The following is a 19,491-nucleotide window of genomic DNA, read 5'->3' as shown; positions in this document are numbered from 1 at the left end:
CCACAGGTGCCGTGAGCGCGCTGGCCGGAACCGCAATCGACGTGCAGACCCGGTCGGAGACCAGCAATCTCGACGTGACGGCCAACGGCGCAATCGATGGCCGCAGCGGGATTTCCGCGGTAAACTTGGGCGGGGGCACGCTCACGGTGACGGCGGCTGGTCCGGTCACCGCGACTGGCGGCGGCAGTGGCGGCATCTTTGCGCAGGGCAGTGGCGGCAATATCAAGGTGACTGCGGGCGACGTCACCGCCACCGGGTTTGCAGGCATCACCGCCCAAATGGTCTTCGCAGCGACTGCGGCCACGGTCGATGTGACCACAGGCAATGTCTCTGGCACGAGGGGCATCGCCGCGACCACTGGCGGCACGGGCGCGATCACCGTCACCACGGCCGGCATGATCACCGGCACCCTCTCCGAGGGCATTCTGGCGGCCGGCGGCGGCGCAGTGACAGTGAATGCCGCCAACACGGTGACCGGCGCGACCGATGGCCTGGAGCTGATCGCCGGCACCGGCGGCGCTGGCGATATCTTGGTCACCGGCGCCGGCGGTTTCGCCGGCGGCAGCGGCGATGCAGCCAACATCCTCAACAATGGTTCCGGCACGGTCAGCGTCAACATCTCAGGCGCCAGCAGCTCGATGGCAGGCAAAGGCATTGTGGTGCGCGATACCGCCGCAGGCGGCGCCATCACTGTCACCACCGGCGCGGTAACGGCGCTGGCCGGCAGCAAGGACGCCATCGATATCCAGGCGCAGTCGACGACCGGCAATGTCACGGCGCTGGCGAACGGCGACATTAAGTCGGGCAATGCCGGCATCGTCACCGCGATCTTCCCAGCTGCCGCAACTGGCAACATCAACGTGACGGCCAATGGTGCCATCGGCGCACGATTCGGCGTCGACGCGGAGAACTTAGGCTCCGGCTCGACGACGGTGAAGACGGTCGGTCCGGTAACCGCGACGTCGGGCAATGGTGTCTACGCGCGCACCACCGGCGGCAGTGTGTTGGTGAACGCCGGCGCGGTGTCCTCAACGGGCAATACGGCGATCATCGCGCGTCAGACCAACGCGGCGGGCGCCGGCACAGTTGGTGTGACGACCACCGGCGCGGTGTCGGGCCTGACCGGCATCGAAGCGACCAATAGCGGCACCGGCACGGTCACGGTGACTGCCAACAGCGCGGTCACCGGCACTGCCGCCGAAGGCATCAAGGCAACCGGCGCCGGCGTGGTGAACGTCAATGTTGCCGGCACGGCCAGCGGCGTAGCGCGCGGTGTGACGGTGACGGGTTCCAGCGGCACCATCACCAATACGTCGGTTGGTACGATCCGCAACAGCTCCGGGCTGCTGACCGACTCAGCGCTCGTGGCCACCGGCGGGCCGTTCGTCCTTGCCAACGCAGGTTTCATCACCGGTACGGTGACCTTTGGCGCTGCTGCTGACACATTCAACAACAACGGCACTTGGCGCACGGCGGGCGGCACCAGCGATTTCGGCGGCGGCGGCGACACGATGACCAATGGTCCCGGGAGCATCGTCGATGCTGCCGGAGTGGGCGGTATCGCGACAACCAACTTCACCAACCTGGCGATGTTCGTGAATCAAGGCCGCACGACGGTGGTCAACGGCTTCGCCGGCGATGTGCTCAACACGAGCGGCAATGCGCAGTTCGATGGAAGCTCGATCTATGCGGTCGATATCGGGGGCCTCAATCAATCGGACAAGTTTGTCTCGACTGGCACGACGACGCTGGCTGCCGGTTCCACTCTTGAAGTCCATATGGTGGGCAACCTGCAAGTCGGCGCGCAATACAAGGTGCTCACCGCCGACGGCGGCTTGACCGGCGAATTCGGTTCGGTGACCGGCGTCACCAATACCGCATTCCTGTCGGTGACCGACACCTACGACGCCAACAACGCCTATCTCGACGTGGCCAAGGTGCGTGACTTCGCCGATGCCGGGCTGACGCCGAACCAGATCGCCACGGGCGAAGGGCTGGACAGCCTGACTAGCGGGGCTGTGTTCGGCGCCGTCGCCGGGTTGGCCACCGATGCCGAGGCACGCGCTGCCTTCGACCAGCTGTCAGGCGAGATCCATGCCTCGGCTAAGGGCATGCTGGTCGAGGACAGCCGCTTCGTCCGTGATGCGGCGACGTCGCGCATTCGTGCCGCTTTCGGCGATGGCAGCACTGCTGCCCTGCCGGTGATGGCCTATGGCGAAGGCGGACCGGAAATGGTCGCCGCCGACACCGATCGCTTTGCAGTCTGGGGCCAGGCTTTCGGGTCCTGGGGCAACACCGACAGCGACGGCAACGCCGCCGCTTTCGATCGTTCGACGGGGGGCCTGCTGGCGGGCGCCGACACGCTGGTGGGCGGCTGGCGTGTCGGTCTGCTTGGCGGTTACAGCCATGCGAACTTCGATGCCGATGATCGCAGCTCCAGCGGCGACGCCGACAACTACCATCTCGGTCTCTATGGCGGCACCAACTGGGGCGCCATCGCTTTCCGAACCGGTGCGGCCTACAGCTGGAGCAGCCTGTCGACAAAACGCTCGGTCGCCCTCAACGGATTTGCCGATCAACTTTCGGCCGACTATGACGCCGGCACCGCGCAGATCTTCGGCGAACTTGCCTACAAGGTCGGTAGCAGCGGGCCCGATGCCGAGGGCTTCAAGTTCGAGCCCTTCGTCAATCTCGCCTATGTCAGCGTGCACACCGACGGCTTTACCGAAAAGGGCGGCGCGGCAGCGTTGACCAGCGCGGGTTCCACCACCGACGCCACCTTCACCACGCTCGGCCTGCGCGGCTCGACCGGTTTTGCGCTCGGCAACATCAATGCGACAGCGCGCGGCATGCTCGGCTGGCGGCACGCTTTCGGCGATACCACGCCGCTGTCGACGGTCGCCTTTGCCGGCAGCGATGCCTTCACCATCGCCGGCGTGCCGATCGCCACGGACAGCGCCGTGATCGAGGCCGGCATCGACCTCAAAATGTCGGCAAATGCGACGCTCGCCCTGTCCTATTCCGGACAGTTCGGCGGTGGCGCTGTCGACAATGGCGCTAAGCTCGATCTCGCGGTGAAATTCTGACGGCGAGAGGTGGCGATCATCAGGAAGCGCCGTCACCTTGGTTGCAAGATTAGCCAGAGACTGATGGAGGCAGCATGGTCAAGTTGATGGGCGATTTCCACACGAAGCATGAAAGCGGCTTTACGCCAACAGAGGGGTGTAAACTGCCGTTCGACGCGGACATTCTGGAAGGTGAGGCCAAGGCGCGAAAGCAATTGCTTGGCCATCAGAACGCTTTCCTTCCCAAGCCCAAACGGTCCGCCAAAGACGTCGACCATCTGATCGAACAGATGGTCGCGTTCGACAAGATCCTGTCCGGGCACTATTGGCGAGAATATCGAACGGATCTGATCGCGGGGAACGTGCGTTCGGCGGTTGGCAAAGCAGGATCCATGCTTGATCTGGGCAAGTTGTCGCCACGACCGGCGACCAGCACAGTCATGATACCGCGCCTCAAATTGCCGGACTTCGACCCCGTTCCTTTTGGTCCGGTCGAACGGGGGGAGCGACAGATCATAGACCTGAGCTCGGTGGCTCGAGGAACCTACTTCGACAAGTGGTTCAACTACAATGGGCGCTGGACGCTCACCCAACTCTTCGATCACGCCGTGACTGATCCGGTACCCCTGTCAATGGATTTCGTCAGCGCCAACAATTTGGACCCATACGATGCGGATGGCCTGTGGGCTGCGAGCGAAACCGGCGTCTGGTTCACCTATGTGCCTGATATCGACGGCTACGTAACGCTTTTCTGGCTATCGGACCCACTTACCTATCGCCTGTTCACACAATACTCTCCGCGCGACGCGGACGGTTGGGCGAATGGTTGGCTCTCGGTGGAAGGGGTTGTCGGCATCTGGACACAAAATTCATTCGCAGGGCGCGACTATGTCGAGATAGCGAGCAGCAACGGCAATGCGCATGACACGCTGCAGGCAACCGGCGTCCTTTTCATTCACAACAGCACATACCCCGTCCAAGCCGGGAAACCGGTCAATGTGCTGATCGGAACGCGGTCGAACATATTTGGTGTCTGCGACGGAACTGGGATTAATTTCGGAGCGGGCGTTGTCGCGCGGATTGACCAGCCCATCTCCGTCTTCACACGAGCGGACCGGGAGCCATATTCGCCGTTCTATTAAACCGCGCAGGCGAGCCGATCTTCGGGGACTGGAGATCGTCGGGAGTGCGTCGCTAATCGCCGATGGCGCGAGTGCGGCCCGGTCGTCGCTTGCCGTCCTAGCAAATTGCAGTGAGCGCGACCCTGTCCGGTCCACCTGCAGCACCGATCGTCAGACGTACCGCCCCAACGGTGAACGCCCGAGAGCTGAAATCGCGAATGCCGACGATTGGACTGTCACGTCCTAGTCTAGTCTAGACCGCTACATGTTTTAGCCCTTCAAAGACCCAAGCGCGGCGAAGCCGAGCGCCACCAGGGCACCTCCCAGGACGATATCCGCATGCTTTCGGAAACGTCTGTAGAACCGCTGTGTTACAGGTTGGGAAATGCAAAGGCCAAGAAGACCAAACCAGGCGATCGCAATGGCAAACACCAATGCGACCACGGTTAGGTAAGTCGCCCCGCGGAGATTTAAGTTCAGCGTTGAAGAGGCGAAAAATATTGCAGTTGCGGGATTTGCCACCGCAGTGACAAAACCCAGCCGGAAGTGCCGAACGTTTGCGACCGGTTTCGGCTCATCCGGTCCCGTCTTGATCGACCAAGCTCGCCGCATCGAGTTTCATCCAATGAGGACCAGCAGTGCGCCGTAGAGGCTGGCGGCTATCTGATGCGCGATGCCCTCGTGCGGCAATGAACCGACCCCCGTCGCGACGACGGCCGCCAGCGAACTTGCGCCAAGGGCGATACCGGCGGCAGCGGAAAGCGCCGTAGCACGCGACGCGGTCAGCCCGGCCTGCGCAACGACGGCAAAATTGGCACCCGGCAGCATTGCCACGAGCGTATAGGAAACGGCAAACGGAAATAATCCGGCCGCGACAACGTATCCGGTTTCCATCATTGATTGGCCCCGCATCATCAACGACCTGCCCTACTTCATGGCTGGCCACTGCAAACCTAGCCAAAATCTGGCCGAAAGACGCGGCCCCGAACAATCGGCAAATGCCGACTGTTAGATTTTTTGTTCGGGAATTACCGGCCACGGCCGCTGAGCGGCTCGGTACTTTTGAGCAGCGCGACCAGTTCGCTCTGCTGCCGGGTCCGGGTCTTGGAGAAAATCCGTTCGAGATAGGTGCGGCAGGTCTTCACGGTAATGTGGGAAAGGGCCGCGGCTTCCTTTAGAGACCGCCCCGATGCCAATGCCGTTGCAAGCCTCGCTTCGGCGGGTGTCAGGTCAAACAGGCTGCGAACATGTAGCTCGAAGCCATCGGGAGTGCGCCGGGCGACCTCCGTCACCATGATCACCGCGCAGCGCTCCGACGCCAGGCCATAGGCGCGGGCATCGACGAACGGTGCGACTGACAACACCAGCCGCGTCAGATCAGATCGCTTGTGATCCGATGGCACGATCAGCGTTCCTCCGGTGCCTGGCATGGCGCCGTTCCGCAACGAGCAGGCATCGGCAACCAGCCGTTGAAGCTCCTGCGCATCTCCGGCATTGGAGGCGACTACCACACCGTGCTTCAGCGCCAGCGGACTGTCGGGCCGCGCCAGCATCGCCTCGGCGGCCTCGTTCATCTGCACGATCCGCTGATGGCCGTTGATCAGAAACACGCCGAAGGGCAGATGCGAAAAAGCCGATGCCAGCGCTGACGTATTCTCCAGCCGCCGGCCGATCTGCCCGGCGCGCAGCATGTGCGGCACGATCTTTTGCAACAGCTGGACGTCGTCGCCACCGAACGCTTCCTGCCTCAAACCGCGATGAATATCAAAAAACCAATAGGAGCCGTTGGCGGCCAGAAGATTACAGGCAAGCCCGTGATACATGTCACGCGGCCTGTACCAGTCTTGCCAGAGTTCACGGCGGCGGAAGCCGGCGCCCCCTTCCGTTACCAGCGTGCGGTCATAGACTTTGCCCACAGGCAGGGCGGCCGCGACTACGCTGATGGGATCGCGCATGTGCGCAGCGGTTACTTCGGACGAAACGAACTCGGGATCATAAACTGTTGAAACTGCGTTGCTCGTCGTTGGATCGAGCCGCACAATGCAGGAGCGCGAGCCGCCAAGGAGATCGCGCAGACCAGTCACTGCTTCGAGCCAGCGTTCCTGATCGTAGGCAGCCTCGTAGATCTGGCCGACCACGGCGGACACCGCTTCCAGGTTTGCGTCAGCCATTGGCCTCGAAATCCTTAGCACGCTCGCTGTGCATGAGCCGGCTACCCGCCGCGCCCGCTAAGCGGTTCGGTGCTCTTGAGCAGCGCAACCAGTTCGCTCTGCTGCCGGGTGCGGGTCTTGGAGAAGATACGTTCGAGATAGGTGCGGCAGGTCTTCACGGTGATGCTCGAGCTTGCCGCGGCTTCCTTCAGCGTCCGCCCGGATGCCAATGTCGCTGCGAGCCGGGCTTCGGCCGGCGTCAGGTCGAACAGGCTGCGGACATGCGTCTCGAAGCCATCGGGGATGCGCCGGGCGACCTCGGTGACCATGATCACCGCGCACCGTTCCGAGGCCAAACCGTAGGCGCGGGCGTCGACGAAGGGCGCAACCGACAGCACCAGCGGCGTCAGGTCGGAGCGCTTGTGATCCGACGGCACCATCAGCGTTCCGCCGGGTCCGGGCATGGCTCCGTCCGGCAGCGAGCAGGCATCCGCGACCAATTGTTGAAGCTCCTGCGCATCCCGGGGATTGGAGGCGACGATCGTGCCTCCATTCAGCCTCAGCGGGCTGTCAGGCCGCGCCAGCATTGCCTCGGCGGCCTCGTTCATCTGAACGATCCGCTGGTGGCCGTTGACCAGGAACACGCCGAAGGGCAGGTGGGAGAAAGCCGATGCCAACGCCGAGGTGTTCTCCAGCCGCCGGCCGATCTGCCCGGCGCGCAACATATGCGGCACGATCTTCTGCAACAGGTCGATGTCGTCGGCACCGAACGCGTCCTGCCTGGAGCCGCGGTGAATATCGAAAAACCAATAGGAGCCGTTGGATGCGAGAAGATTCGAGGCGAGCCCATGATGCATGTCGCGCGGCCTCATCCAGTCCTGCCAAAGCTCACGGCGGCGGAAGTCGGCGCCGTCTTCCGCTATCCGTGCACGGTCATAGATGTTGCCAACCGGCAGCGCAGCCACGACGGTGCTGATGGGATCCCGCATGTGTGCTGCCGCCGCCTCGGGAGTACACAGTCCCGGATCATCGACAGTCCCCACCGCGTTGAACGCCCGCTGATCAAGCCGCGCGATACAGCTTCGCGATGCCTTGAACAGGTCGCGCAGGCCGGTTACCGCACTGAGCCAGCGTTCCTGGTCGTAGGCCGCCTCATAAATCTGGCCGACCACGGCGGAGACCGCTTCGATGGTGACGTCAGCCATGGGAACTTTCCGATCCTTGGGACGATCAGGTTTCGTGAAGAAGCCTAACACACGGAAGCTCTCGCGCAAGTTGCATTGTCGCTGAAGGCGATGATGTCGCCACCGGGTTCCCCTCATCGATAATTAGCAAAAATGAATATGTGACCATGCGGCAACAACCCGACCCAACAAGGAGGTAGCGGCCTCACAAAGCGAGGAACAGTCGGCATATGACGACTGTTCGCTTCATCGCCTTGTCTGCACTCTCCCGCCACATCGGCAATTTGATCGGGGGTTTTTGGGCGTGGTGGCAAGAATGATCAAGCAGGCGGGCGCGCCGCGCCAACTAGAGACAGCCGCACCGTCGGATGGGAGGCGGTTCCGGCTCGCATCGAGAGACGCGAAAGCGACTGAGCAAGACAGCTCGCGCGGCGGTCCGGTCCTCGTCACCGCTTTGGCCGGCGCGATGGTTTTGGCCATCTCGGTATTTCCAGGGCATGCGTTGGCAGGTGAGTGCGCTGGCGGCCACGACACTGGCCATTCCAACAGCCTCGCCTGCGGCAATGATACCAGTATCCCTATAGGACAGGCACAGACATCTGCTGCCTTCGCCACAGCCGTCGGTCCGCACGCGTATGTGGGAGAACTCGAAGGCTCGGCCGTGGGTTATAATGCGGAGGCAGGGGCGCAGGGCACTGCCCTGGGCGCCTATTCAAAAGCGGGACTTGATATCGGCTTTCTGAGCAGCGGTGGCACGGCCATCGGCATGGGCGCCGAGGCGGGCGTAGCGGCTGATGGGCAGAACGAAGCCACTGCATTGGGTCACAACTCAACCGCCAATGCCTTGAACGCCACCGCGCTGGGCGCGGGGGCAACTGCCAATTTCTTGGCTTCCACCGCGATCGGCCAAGGCGCATCGACAACACGCGATAACCAGGTCGCCATCGGCACGGGCGGAAACACCTACACGCTGGCCGGCGTCAATTCGCAGGCGAGCAAGGACGCGCAAGGCGCCACGACCTATCTGATGACAACGGACGGCGACGGCAATCTGGCGGCTTCAACATTCGATGTCGCGACCCTCGAGGGCCTGCCGGCACAGGTCGCCCAGAACAGCACCGACATCACCAATCTGAGCACCACGGTAAACAGTCATACAACGCAGATCACCGCTAACACCGCCGAGCTCGTCGATCATGAGACGCGCATCACCAACAACACGACGCAGATCGCGGCCAACACCACCGAACTCGCCGATCACGAGACGCGCATCACCAGCAACACCAACACGCTCACCACGCACACCACGCAGATCGCGGATCTCGACACCAGGGTAACGACCAATGCCACCAATATTGCTGCGCTCGACGGCCGCGTTGGCGCGCTTGAATCCGGCTTCCAGGATATTGGCAAGCAGATCGGCGAAAGCCGCACGGAAGCCCGTGGCGGTACGGCGCTAGCCCTGGCGACGGCGGGACTGCGTTACGATGACAGGCCTGAGAAACTGTCGATCGCTGGCGGCTTTGGTCATTTCAAGGGGCAATCGGGCCTGGCGCTGGGACTTGGCTACAACACCAGTGAGGATTTTCGCCTCAACGCCGCCGTGTCGGCGACAACCAGCCGTGGCGATGTCGGCGTCAGCGTCGGAGCCTCATGGACACTGAACTGACGCGGCCGGCATGAACGGGGTTTTGGGGCTTCAGCAGATCGTGTCTTTTCAGTGGCGGGCGCCCGGTTGGCGGACCTCGGGCGCCCGCGGTTTTTTCGCTGCGTTGGCCGTCGCGCTGATGGTCGTCTCGGTGCCTGTGCACCCCGCGCATGCGCAAAGCAGAGACAAGCGGGTGATGCAAAAGGCAGCCCATCCCGCCAGCATCGACCGCAACGGCGTGCTGATCCTCACCAGGACAACGCTGCTGGCGCTCGACCAGGCCAACAAGACCGGCAACTACACCGTGCTGCGCGATCTCGGCTCACCGAATTTTCAGGCCAACAGTGCCGCTCAACTCGGTGACATCTTTGCCAGTCAGCGCAAGCAGGCGCTCGATTTCAGCGCCGTCGCGGTACTCGATCCGCAACTGACCTTGCTGCCGCAGATCGAGCCGAACGGTATGCTGCACATAGCGGGGTTTTTCCCATCGGTACCGCTGCAGGTCAATTTCGAGCTGCTGTTCGAACCGGTGAACCGGCAGTGGAAAATCTACGGTGTGTCGGTCAACCTCACGTCCGGCGGGCCGCAGGCGCCCGACACACCCGCCGCCGAGCCGCCGAAGAGGGCCGTTACAGGCCCGCCGCCGGATGGGCCCTCGATCGCCGTGCAAGCGAAGAAGGGAACCAAAGCGGTCAAGCCGTAGGAACGTGGATGCAGGCGGAGCGCTGTTCATCAATGAAGGCGCAACCGTTACCATCAGCAATGTCGACCTTTCCGGCAACGAGGCCAAGGGCGGCGTGGCCAGCAACATCCATCTTTCGTTTGGCGGCGGGTCCGGCGGCGCAGGCAAGCTTCGGGTGGCAATGACTCGGCAAGCCAGGGCGGCATTGGCGGCTCGCCCAATGGCGGCAACGGCGGGACGATGCTCGCAACGGTCGTCATAACCAATAACGGCTCGATCGGCGGTGGCTTCCGCCTTATTGTACTGGAGGTGGGGCACACCCAGCAGATGCCTTCCCAGATTTGCCGTGCGCAAATCGTCAGTGTCGGCAAGGACTAGGGGACCACCTGCTGTAATTGCCCCGGACTGTGCGAGTTGGTGAGCTAGAAGTCCGCCGATCTTTATGCTGCCGATAAGAAGTATGGCTTTGCCACTAAAATTGCCGCGCGATCCCGTGTTTCGACAATAGATGTACCCACGGGGCAAATGTCCCCACCCCTGTGTCTCACAGGCGTGCCGATTTTCGTCAAGGGCTGGTGGGGCAGGGGACGGGTTTTGGCGAACAAGGCTGTTCACGTGAAAACGATGGATGGCGACTGTCTGCCAAAAATTGGCGGAACGCGGACTTCACTGCCCTAACCGGACCGTCGGCTTTGCGCCTCATGTCGGCCATAGATGCAGCAGCAATCAAGGTGGCCCTACCGAACTGCCCTGATCGCGGGGTCGACCGCACCGCCGACCGGGCTGTAGCTTCTTTAGACCTCGGATAGGTTTTGGCGCTATCTATCGGAAAAAAGGAGCCGAAGTCATGATCGAGATCTGGCAGTCACTCCTCGCCAATCTTGCACTGGTCTCCATCCTCGTGGTCGCCTGGGACCTTGTGGCGGACTTCACCGGGCGCCTTTCGAAGCGGATGCAGTCGCTGCTTCTTGGCGTGGTCATGTGCGTGGGCGCGATCATTTCGATGGCGACGGCGTTGTCCGTCTCCGGCTTCGTCGTCGATCTGCGCGCCGCCTTCATTGCTGCGGCCGCGTTCTTCGGCGGATGGCCGGCAATGCTGATCGCCACGGTCGGCTCCATTGCCTATCGCGTCCATCTCGGCGGGCAGGGCGCCAGCGCCGGGGTCATGGGTATCCTCATCACCGCAATCGTCGGTATCGCGTGGCATCACATCGTCGCGGCCCGTTCGCGCACCATGTACGACATATTCGGTCTGGGCGTAACGGTCGCTCTCGCCGGGCTGATCACGCTTCTGGTCATCCCCGCGCAAGCCGTCGCCGGCCTGGTGCAGCAGAGCACGTTCCCGTCGCTCGTGTTCCGCTTCCTCAGCACAATCATCATCGGCGTCCTGCTCGATCGGCAGCAGCGCCGGCGGGAGCTCTTGATGTCCAACATGACCTACCGGGCCATGGTTCGCGAACTGCCCGATTGCCTGAACATAAAGGATGTCGACGGCCGCTTCATCGCCGCCAATCCGGCCACCGCCGAAATGGTTGGCGCCGCTTCAGTCGACGATCTGATCGGCAAGACGGATTTCGATTTCTATCCGAAAGAAGTCGCGGAACGGTTCCGGCAGGATGAGATGGGCGCGCTGGAGGCCGGGCAGACGTTGCGGATCGATCAGCCGGCGCTTTTGCCGGATGGCCGGCAAGGCTGGCTCTACACCCTCAAGGCACCGTTCCGCGACGAGTCCGGCAAGATCGTCGGTGTCATCACCTACAATCGCGACATCACCGAGCAGAAACGCACCGCCCAGCTCAAGAACGATTTCATTTCCACGGTCAGCCATGAGTTGCGCACACCGTTGACCTCTATCCGGGGTTCGCTCGGCCTGATCGCGGCCGGCGTGGCCGGCGAACTGCCGCCCAAGGCCGCCAATCTCGTCAACATCGCCCACACCAATAGCGAAAGGCTGGTTCTTCTCATCAACGACATTCTGGACATGGAGAAGATCGAATCGGGCGTGATCACCTTCAAGATCAAGCAGATGCCTGTCCGCCAGGTCCTGGAGCAGGCCATTGCCGCCAGCTCCAACTACATGGCCGACAGTCGGATCAGGATCGTTCTGGTCGACGATGCCCCGCGCGCCGAGGCCAACATCGATCCGGATCGCCTGCACCAGGTGATGGCGAACCTCCTGTCGAATGGGATCAAGTTCTCGCAAACCGATGGGACCGTCACTGTGAAATTCCAGCGTCGTGACCGCGACATGCTGCGCATTTCCGTGGTGGACCAGGGCGCCGGCATCCCGGAGGCTTTCCGCAGCCGTATATTTGGAAAGTTCGAGCAGGCGGACGCCTCCAGCACCCGTAAAATTGGCGGCACCGGCCTGGGCTTGAGCATCGTCAAGTCCATCACCGAAAAGCTCGGGGGCGCCGTTTCCTTCGAAACCGAGGAAGGCCAGGGAACCTCGTTTCACGTCGACCTTCCCGAGGCGCACAGGCAGGCCGACAAGCCGGTTTTGGTCGAGCGCCGGGCGCGCAAGCGCGATGGCCGCCTGCGTGTCCTCATCTGCGAGGACGAGCCCGACATCGCTGCGGTGATCGCGGCACTTCTTGATGCGGAAGGCTTTTCCAGCGACGTCGCGCCCGATATCGACACCGCCAAGGCGCTCCTGAGCTCCCGCGACTACGTAGCGCTGACGCTCGACATCAAGCTGGCGGGGGAATCCGGCATCAAGCTCTTTCACGACTTAAGGGCATCACCGGTGAATTCCGACATTGCGGTCATCGTCATCTCCGCCGTCGCCGACGAGGCCAGGCGCTCGCTGAACGGCAGCGCCGTCGGCATCATCGATTGGCTGGAGAAGCCGGTGGACTCGAAACGGCTTCACGCCGCTCTCGCCAAGATCGTCGGCCGCAGGGTCGAGCCGAGGCCACAGGTCCTGCATGTCGAAGACGACGAGGGCGTGCTCGCGGTTATGTCGGAGGGGCTGGGCTCGGGCGTCTCGATCACATCCGCAAAGACGCTGCAGGAAGCTCGGCAGGCGGTCGCGAAGCATCGCTTCGATCTGATCATCCTGGACATTGCACTCCCCGACGGATCTGGCCTGGATCTCCTCGTCGATCTGCCGCTGGAGACCGGCGTCATCGTGTTTTCGGCGGCGGAGCTCGACCAGAAACTCGGCGATCGCGTTCAGGCGATCATGACCAAGACCAAGGCGTCGGAGATCGATGTGGCAAAGCTGGTCAGGAGCATGTTGGTTACGTCCCGAACCCGGCTTGCCGCGAACGCCAAGGAGTGATGCTGATGCGCGCAAGGATCCTCTATGTGGATGACGAGGACGATATCCGCGAAATCGCCCAGATGTCGCTGGAGCTCGAGCCGGAATTCGAGGTGCGGTCCTGTTCTTCGGGCATGCAGGCACTGGCCGATGCCGCCGAATGGCAACCCGACCTCATTCTGCTCGACGTGATGATGCCGGACATGGATGGGCCGGAGACGCTGAGGCGTCTGGCCGAGGCTGGCGCGACGGCCTCGATACCCGTGGTGTTCATCACCGCGCGCACCCAGACGCATGAGGTCGAACGCTATCTGGCAATGGGCGCGGTAGGGGTGATCGCCAAACCGTTCGACCCGCTTGCGCTTGCCGGTGAAGTCAAAAGATTGCTTCTGTCGCGCGCCTGAGTCGACGATTGACTGGCCACCGAGCGCGTTCTGGCAGCAGACTGTGCGATGCCGTTCAGGGCTCCTATACCATGTCGCCTTATTCATCTACTGATTGTGCCGAGGGTGCAGGCGCAGCGAATCAGGTTGTCTATAATCGCGGTGGCATCGGCGGACGTCGATGAGAGAGCTGAGAAGAATATTTCTGTCTGCATGAACCGCATTGGCGGATGTCGGTTCATGGGTTGATCACTCCGGGGGGCGACGGAACCGGAGCAAGGCTGGTGAACGGATCGAAGGCAAGAGTTCTGATTTGCGACGACGATCCCTTGTTGATCGAGCTGATGGAATTCAGGCTCAGGGCAAAGGGATATGAGGTCATCAAGGCAGTAGACGGGGCGGAAGCGCTCTTGAAGGCGGAGCATGAGGCGCCGGACATCATCGTGCTCGACGCGATGATGCCCAAGGCCGACGGCCTGGAGGTGCTTGCCCGCATCAAAAACGATCCGGCTTTGTCCGAAACTCCGGTCGTCATGCTGACCGCCCGCAAGGGCGAAAGGGATATCGTCTCGGCCCTGGAGAAGGGAGCGGACGACTATCTTGTGAAACCATTCATTCCCGAGGAGCTGCTGGCCCGGCTTGCGCGTCTGCTCGCGCGAAAGAGCGGGAAGCGCTGATGCGGCGCGGCCGGCGCGCAGCCCTTGCCGCATGGCTGGTCCTGACGATCGCTGCGCCCCAGGGCGCGGCGTTGGCGCAGACGGTGGATGAACTTTACGAGTTCGGCGTCAAGGCCAGGCAAGCGCAGCATTTCGAGGAGGCGGCGGATCTTTTCCGGCGAGCCCTGGCGCTCAGGCCCGACAATGCCGACGCCCTGGTGCAACTCGGTTTCGCCGAGCTTGGACGCAACAATCTGCCGGCGGCGCGCGAAGCCTTTTCCAAGGCACTGTCCCTTGCCCCAACCTATCGGGACGCCAGCTTCGGCATGGCCGAGGTCGAGTTCCGCTCGGGCAATCCGGACGCCGCCCTGCCGCTCGCCGAAGAGGTGTCGCGTGCGGAGCCCGGCAATGCCGATGCAAGTACCCTTGTTGCCAACATCCGCAAAGCCCAGCGGGCCGGCAGCAGCAAGGCGAAGCCTGCGACCGCGAGGAAGATACCGCGCCCGCCGCGGCCGGATCCCGTCGCCGGCCTGATGGAGGAGGGCCGACGATCGCGGGCTGCGGGCCAATTGCCGGAGGCGGAGAATGCGTATCGCCGCGCCCTCCGGCTGGCGCCGAAAAACACTGATATCCTGGTCGCCATCGGTTTGGTGGCTGGCTCCCAGCAGAAATTCGACCATGCCGGGCAGTTCTTCGACCAGGCGCTGGCCATTAGGCCCCGCCTTCTCGGTGCCCGCCTCGGCAAGGTGCGCCTGGCGATCTGGCAGGGCGACGTGCCGCGCGCTCGCGCGATGATCGATGATGTGCTTGGCACCGCGCCTGACAATGTCGAGGCGATGGCTCTCGACGCGCGAATTTCCCTGCTCGAGCAGGATTACACGCGGGCCGAGCAGTCTTTTCAGCGGGTGCTGGCGGTAGATTCGCACAATGCCGAGGCGCTGGTGGGGATCGGCGACCTGCGCCGGGCGCGTGGCGACGACTTCGCCGCGCGGGAAGCCTACCGCCAAGCGCTCGCCATCGAGCCGGGCTCTGCCGATATCGTGCAAAGGCTGGCTGCGCCGCCGCCGCGCAAATGGCGACTCGATCTGGGCAGCGAAGTCAGCGATCTCACCGAGGGGCTTGGCGACTGGACCGACAGTTCGGTTGGCCTTGCCTATCAACTCACCTCGCAGACAACCATTTCAAGCCACACCCGGATGGCGACCCGCTACGGTCGCACCGATGTTCAGATCGACGGCCGCATCGACCAGGCCTTTTCGCCGACGGTTTCGGCCTATGTGCTGGCAGCGGCGACGCCGGATGCCGATTTCCTGGCCCGATATTCGATCGGCGCCGGCGCTTCGTGGCAGATCATGGCGCCCGCGAAAGCGCTCGGTCCGTTCTCGCTCAACATCGATGCTCGCTATGACAATTTCGTCACCGCCGAGGTCACCACAATCTCGCCCTGGGTGCAGGCCTATGTCCTGGACGGCCGGCTGGGGCTTTCGGCCCGTTGGGTTCACCCAGCCGACGATATCGGCACACGCGCCGATGGCTATGTGCTGCGGGCCGATCTTGCAGTCACCCCGGCCGTCAACGTTTTTGGTGGTTATGCAGATGCCCCCGAGATCTCCGACGGCACGCTGGTGCCGACGCGTACCGTCTTTGGCGGCATCTCCTGGGACGCCACCGATCCGCTGACGCTGCGCGGCAGCCTCGCCCATGAGCAGCGCCCGACATTCGACCGAACCATATTCGGGCTCGGCCTAACCACGCGGTTCTGATCATGTTGTACATCTGGCACTTATCCATCCTGCTCAGTGCCCTTTCCCTGGCGATCATGCTTCTACTGATCGTGCGTCGGGTATTGCAGGAGCGCCGGGGGACGACGGGCGCCGATCAGCGGCGCCTTCTTCTGACGGCGCTGATCGCCTTCACCGAAAATCGCGATCGCGAGGCATTGAAGACGGCGCTGCTTGCGGTGCCGGCGAGGGTGGCGGTCGATGCCGGTTTCGAGTTTATTTCGCTGTTGCGCGGCGAGGAGCACGACGAGCTCCTCTCAGCCTTCAACGAATGTGGCCTGCCGGCGCTTGTCAGTACCCAACTGGAAAAAGGCAACGCCGCCGAACGCATCCACGCGACCGAGATGCTGGCGGCGCTGCGTTCGGAAAACGCAGTGGCAAGCCTGCTTTCGGCACTCGACCGCGACGGATCACGCGAGGTCAGGATCGCCGTCGCGATCGCGCTCTGCGATCTCGGCGCCTTGCCGCCGCTCGTCATAACGCTGCGCAAGATCGGCGTGGCGGGACAGCGCTCGCGACGCCTGATCGAGCTTTTCAGGCGCTTTCCGCCGAAGCGGCTCGGCGAACTTGAGGATTACGCCAGACTTCAGGGCGCGGTGCCTTTCATTAGAGCGGCCGCAATCGATGCACTTGCCCGCAACGGCGGGTTCCGGTTTGGCGACTTCTTTGCCCGCGCGGCCGGCGATCCGTCATCGGAGGTTGCCGCAGCCGCATTGCGGGCACTCGGGCTGACCGGACATCCCAATGCGACGGCCATCCTGACCAAGGCGATGGAAATTGGCGGCTGGAATGTGCGTGCAGACGCTGCCAATGCGGCGGGCCGCCTCGGCTTGTCTGAACTCGCCGCGCCCCTCGCGCAGCTTATGGACGACGAGGCATGGACTGTGCGCTATGCCGCCGCCAACGCGCTCCGCTCGTTCGGCCAGAAGGGAGAGCAGGTGCTGCGCGAGATCGCCACCAGCGAGGTCTCGCGCCGCCAGCGCACCGCCTCGCTGATCCTTGCCGAGGGGCCGGCCGCCTGATGTTCGACTGGAGCCAAGAGATCGTCCTGGGTGCCTCCATCCTGTCCTGGTTCATCATTGGGGCAGGGCTGGCGCAGACGGCGGTATACCTGCTGCAGCTTATTATTGCCGCCTACGCGCTGTCCAAGCGCCCGCCAGTCGCGCGTTCGGCGCTGCTGTGGCGCCGTTATGGGGACGTCGCGCCGCCAATCGCGCTCCTGGTACCCGCCTACAATGAGGAAGTGAACGTAGTCGAGAGCGTGCACTCGATGCTGGCGCTTGAATATCCGAATTTCGAGGTGATCGTCATAAACGACGGCTCGAAGGACCAGACTCTGCAGCGCCTTATCGAAGGCTTCAAGCTTGTGAAATTCCATCGGCCCTATGAGGAGGCCCTGACGCACAAGCCGATCCGCGGTCTCTATTCCTCGCCGATGACCGAACGGCTGTTTGTGGTTGATAAGGAAAATGGCGGCAAGGCCGATGCCCAGAATGCCGGCGTCAACGTCTGCCGCGCGCCGCTGTTTTGCGTGATCGACGGCGATTCCATCCTCGAGCCCGATGCGCTAATGCGTGCCGCGCAGCCCTTCATCGACGATCCAGAGCGCACCATCGCTGTGGGCGGCACGATCCGGATCGCCAACGGGTCCAGGATCGAAGGTGGCAGGGTGCGTGAGGTCCGGCTGCCGAACCGGCTGCTGCCCCTGTTTCAGGTGGTCGAATATCTGCGGGCCTTTCTCATGGCGCGGCTTGCCTGGAGCCGCATCAACACGCTGATGCTGGTGTCCGGCGCCTTCGGCATGTTCCGCCGCGCCGAAGTGGTAGCGGTTGGCGGCTTCACCGGTGGGTCGATGGGTGAGGACCTCGATCTTGTGATCAAGCTGCATCGTCACATGATGGACACCAAACGCAAATACCGCATCCAGTTCATTCCTGAGCCGGTGTGCTGGACCGAAGCGCCCGAGTCACTCCGCGTTCTTGCCAGACAACGCACGCGCTGGCAGCGCGGTGCGCTCGAATGCTTCTTCCGTTACCGCTTCATGCTCTTCAACCCCCGTTATGGGCGTGTTGGCTTCCTCGGCTTTGGTCACATACTGGTTGTTGATGTGCTGGGGCCGATTTCGGAAGTCCTAGGCTATGTGCTCATTCCGACCTTTTGGCTGCTCGGCATTCTTTCGACCGAGTATCTCTTGGCGTTCACATCGCTGGTTTTCACCTACGGCGTTTGCGTGAGCGTGTGTTCGCTGGTCCTCGAAGAAGCCGAGCTTCAGCGTTTTCCGCGCGCGCGGGACCTCGCCGTGCTCACGGCCGTGGCAGTGATCGAGAACTTCGGCTACCGCCAGCTCAACAATTTATGGCGCGTGAAGGGCTGGTGGCAGTATCTACGCGCCGACCAGAGCTGGGGCGAGATGACCAGGACCGGCCTGACTGGACCTAAGAAGTGAGCCCTTTCGGTTAAGTCACTTCAACGTATGCTCGAGCTGTTCGATAAGCCCGTCGAGTGCGGCATGCACGGCCCCGTCATCCGGCTGCTCGATCAGCAGTGTTTCCAGCGCCGATGCCTGTACGCTGATCTCCGCAAACCCGAACGTTCCCGCGGCTCCGGCGAGCGAGTGCGCGGTCGCAATCAGTGAGGCGTTGGAACCCTTCAAAAGGACTGTGTGCCGCGCCGCCTTCAACTCCGCCAGTTGAGCGGCGCACCTGGCCAGGAAACGTTGCCGTAGGGGGGCGAAGGGATCGTTCAAAGTGGGAGGCGCTCTGCGACCAGGTTTCAGAGACATTCAAGCATAGAATTCGGTGGAGTGAAACGAAGGCTCTCTCTTGTCTGCCCTTGCCGGCGAAGAACTCCGCACTCTCAGCGAACGTTCTTGCTTGGGGCAGGCGGCCCGCAAAATAGTCCCCTCCCATCCGAAAGGCCTCCACGGGGCCTGTAGGAACTGGAATAGTGACCGGCTCCCCGTCGAGCTCGTAGAGACGATTCCCTCACGGCGGATGTCGACAAAGAAGTACTGACCTTCCCTGAGTGCAGTGTTCACCTCCCGGCGGGAGTGGACGGTGACGCTGACGGGTGTCTTCATTCACGCATCAGGCGGTCGGCCGCAGACTGCCAATAGCCGGCGAAATCGGTCAGCTTGCGATTGTTCACCATCACCAGCCTTCAGCGCGTCGTCGAACTCCTCAAGCAGCACCTCCACCGTTCTTGTCAGCTCGCGCTGCTTTGGCGGCGGGAGATGGTCGATGCTGGATTTCATAAACGAGGATCTGTCGTCCATCGGGTATGCTTAGCCGAGACTACGCCTCGAATCCACAGACTGCCTCCCCGGGCAGACGCAATTGAAGTATGTGGAGCTTGCTGGCTCATTCGTTCGCCGCTCAGCAGACCGAGGTTGCCGTCGGTTGCAGCGGTACTCAACCGCATGCTGGCGTGCGCACGCCCGGAGTCTGTCCGACATCAAGTCCGGCAGCTACAATCGGCAACTTCAAAGACCGAAATGCGTTCGATTTCATATCCGCGCACCAACGCCGCATCTATATGGCCGAGTTGGTGCGCTGCGCAG

Annotated in this window: 16 protein-coding genes and 1 pseudogene; 11 read left to right on the top strand and 6 right to left on the bottom strand. The window is 62.7% G+C overall.

The genetic code is table 11. From position 1 onward, the window contains the following. Positions 1-3,086: autotransporter domain-containing protein (locus tag EOC83_RS30455; protein WP_127326018.1), on the top strand; the 3,086-nt coding region annotated here is incomplete at its 5' end. A 74-nt stretch (positions 3,087-3,160) separates the two neighbouring features. After that, on the top strand, positions 3,161-4,207 hold the full coding sequence (locus EOC83_RS30450; protein WP_063170516.1) for a hypothetical protein: 1,047 nt from the start codon (positions 3,161-3,163) through the stop codon (positions 4,205-4,207). 249 nt (positions 4,208-4,456) lie between these two features. Here the strand turns inward: EOC83_RS30450 and EOC83_RS33425 are convergent, their stop codons facing one another. The 4 genes from EOC83_RS33425 to EOC83_RS30435 all read right to left on the bottom strand — a co-directional run bounded on the left by EOC83_RS33425 (position 4,457) and on the right by EOC83_RS30435 (position 7,541). Beyond that, complete coding sequence (locus tag EOC83_RS33425; protein WP_244514456.1) at positions 4,457-4,798, bottom strand: hypothetical protein; 342 nt, start codon at positions 4,796-4,798, stop codon at positions 4,457-4,459. Positions 4,799-4,804: 6 nt separating this feature from the next. Further along, a complete protein-coding gene (locus EOC83_RS33420) occupies positions 4,805-5,083 on the bottom strand; it encodes a hypothetical protein (RefSeq protein ID WP_244514454.1) in 279 nt (92 codons plus the stop codon). Positions 5,084-5,214: 131 nt separating this feature from the next. Beyond that, positions 5,215-6,324, bottom strand: coding sequence for a helix-turn-helix transcriptional regulator (locus tag EOC83_RS30440; protein WP_244507013.1), 1,110 nt, complete (start codon positions 6,322-6,324; stop codon positions 5,215-5,217). A 74-nt stretch (positions 6,325-6,398) separates the two neighbouring features. Continuing rightward, complete coding sequence (locus EOC83_RS30435; protein ID WP_063170515.1) at positions 6,399-7,541, bottom strand: helix-turn-helix transcriptional regulator; 1,143 nt, start codon at positions 7,539-7,541, stop codon at positions 6,399-6,401. 295 nt (positions 7,542-7,836) lie between these two features. On the opposite strand from EOC83_RS30435, the gene EOC83_RS30430 reads away from it, so the two are divergent. The 9 genes from EOC83_RS30430 (at position 7,837) to EOC83_RS30395 (ending at position 18,378) form a co-directional block, all read left to right on the top strand. Beyond that, on the top strand, positions 7,837-9,189 hold the full coding sequence (locus EOC83_RS30430; RefSeq protein WP_063170514.1) for a YadA-like family protein: 1,353 nt from the start codon (positions 7,837-7,839) through the stop codon (positions 9,187-9,189). A gap of 10 nt (positions 9,190-9,199) precedes the next feature. Next, positions 9,200-9,871: a hypothetical protein gene (locus EOC83_RS30425; RefSeq protein WP_063170513.1), complete on the top strand. Its 672-nt coding sequence runs from the start codon at positions 9,200-9,202 to the stop codon at positions 9,869-9,871. A 219-nt stretch (positions 9,872-10,090) separates the two neighbouring features. Then, positions 10,091-10,228 carry a hypothetical protein gene (locus EOC83_RS32935; RefSeq protein ID WP_164752043.1) on the top strand — a complete coding sequence of 46 codons (138 nt, stop codon included), beginning with the start codon at positions 10,091-10,093 and terminating at the stop codon, positions 10,226-10,228. Positions 10,229-10,697: 469 nt separating this feature from the next. Further along, positions 10,698-13,133, top strand: a complete 2,436-nt coding sequence (locus tag EOC83_RS30420; RefSeq protein WP_063170512.1) for an ATP-binding protein — start codon at positions 10,698-10,700, stop codon at positions 13,131-13,133. 5 nt (positions 13,134-13,138) lie between these two features. Beyond that, complete coding sequence (locus EOC83_RS30415; protein WP_082826795.1) at positions 13,139-13,516, top strand: response regulator; 378 nt, start codon at positions 13,139-13,141, stop codon at positions 13,514-13,516. Positions 13,517-13,779: 263 nt separating this feature from the next. Continuing rightward, entirely contained in the window at positions 13,780-14,172 is a 393-nt protein-coding gene (locus tag EOC83_RS30410) for a response regulator (protein WP_013525347.1), read from the top strand. Further along, a complete protein-coding gene (locus tag EOC83_RS30405; RefSeq protein WP_063170510.1) occupies positions 14,172-15,914 on the top strand; it encodes a YaiO family outer membrane beta-barrel protein in 1,743 nt (580 codons plus the stop codon). The genes EOC83_RS30410 and EOC83_RS30405 overlap by 1 nt, the downstream gene beginning before the upstream one ends. Before the next feature lie 56 nt (positions 15,915-15,970). Then, a complete protein-coding gene (locus EOC83_RS33690) occupies positions 15,971-16,954 on the top strand; it encodes a HEAT repeat domain-containing protein (protein WP_244514452.1) in 984 nt (327 codons plus the stop codon). Next, positions 16,954-18,378, top strand: coding sequence for a glycosyltransferase family 2 protein (locus EOC83_RS30395; RefSeq protein WP_082826733.1), 1,425 nt, complete (start codon positions 16,954-16,956; stop codon positions 18,376-18,378). Before EOC83_RS33690 ends, EOC83_RS30395 begins: the two co-directional genes overlap by 1 nt. A 15-nt stretch (positions 18,379-18,393) precedes the next feature. Here the strand turns inward: EOC83_RS30395 and EOC83_RS30390 are convergent, their stop codons facing one another. Then, positions 18,394-18,678 (bottom strand): Hpt domain-containing protein, encoded by a 285-nt coding sequence (locus tag EOC83_RS30390; RefSeq protein WP_063170508.1) that lies wholly within the window; start codon positions 18,676-18,678, stop codon positions 18,394-18,396. Positions 18,679-18,880: 202 nt separating this feature from the next. After that, positions 18,881-19,185, bottom strand: a pseudogene (locus tag EOC83_RS30385) (nucleotidyltransferase); the annotation flags it as partial. Positions 19,186-19,491: the final 306 nt, after the last annotated feature.

It is taken from the genome of Mesorhizobium sp. Primo-A, from assembly GCF_003997175.1.
Lineage (GTDB): Bacteria > Pseudomonadota > Alphaproteobacteria > Rhizobiales > Rhizobiaceae > Mesorhizobium > Mesorhizobium ciceri.
Note: the sequence above shows the minus strand (reverse complement) of the source record. Positions and strands in the feature narration are given on the sequence as shown.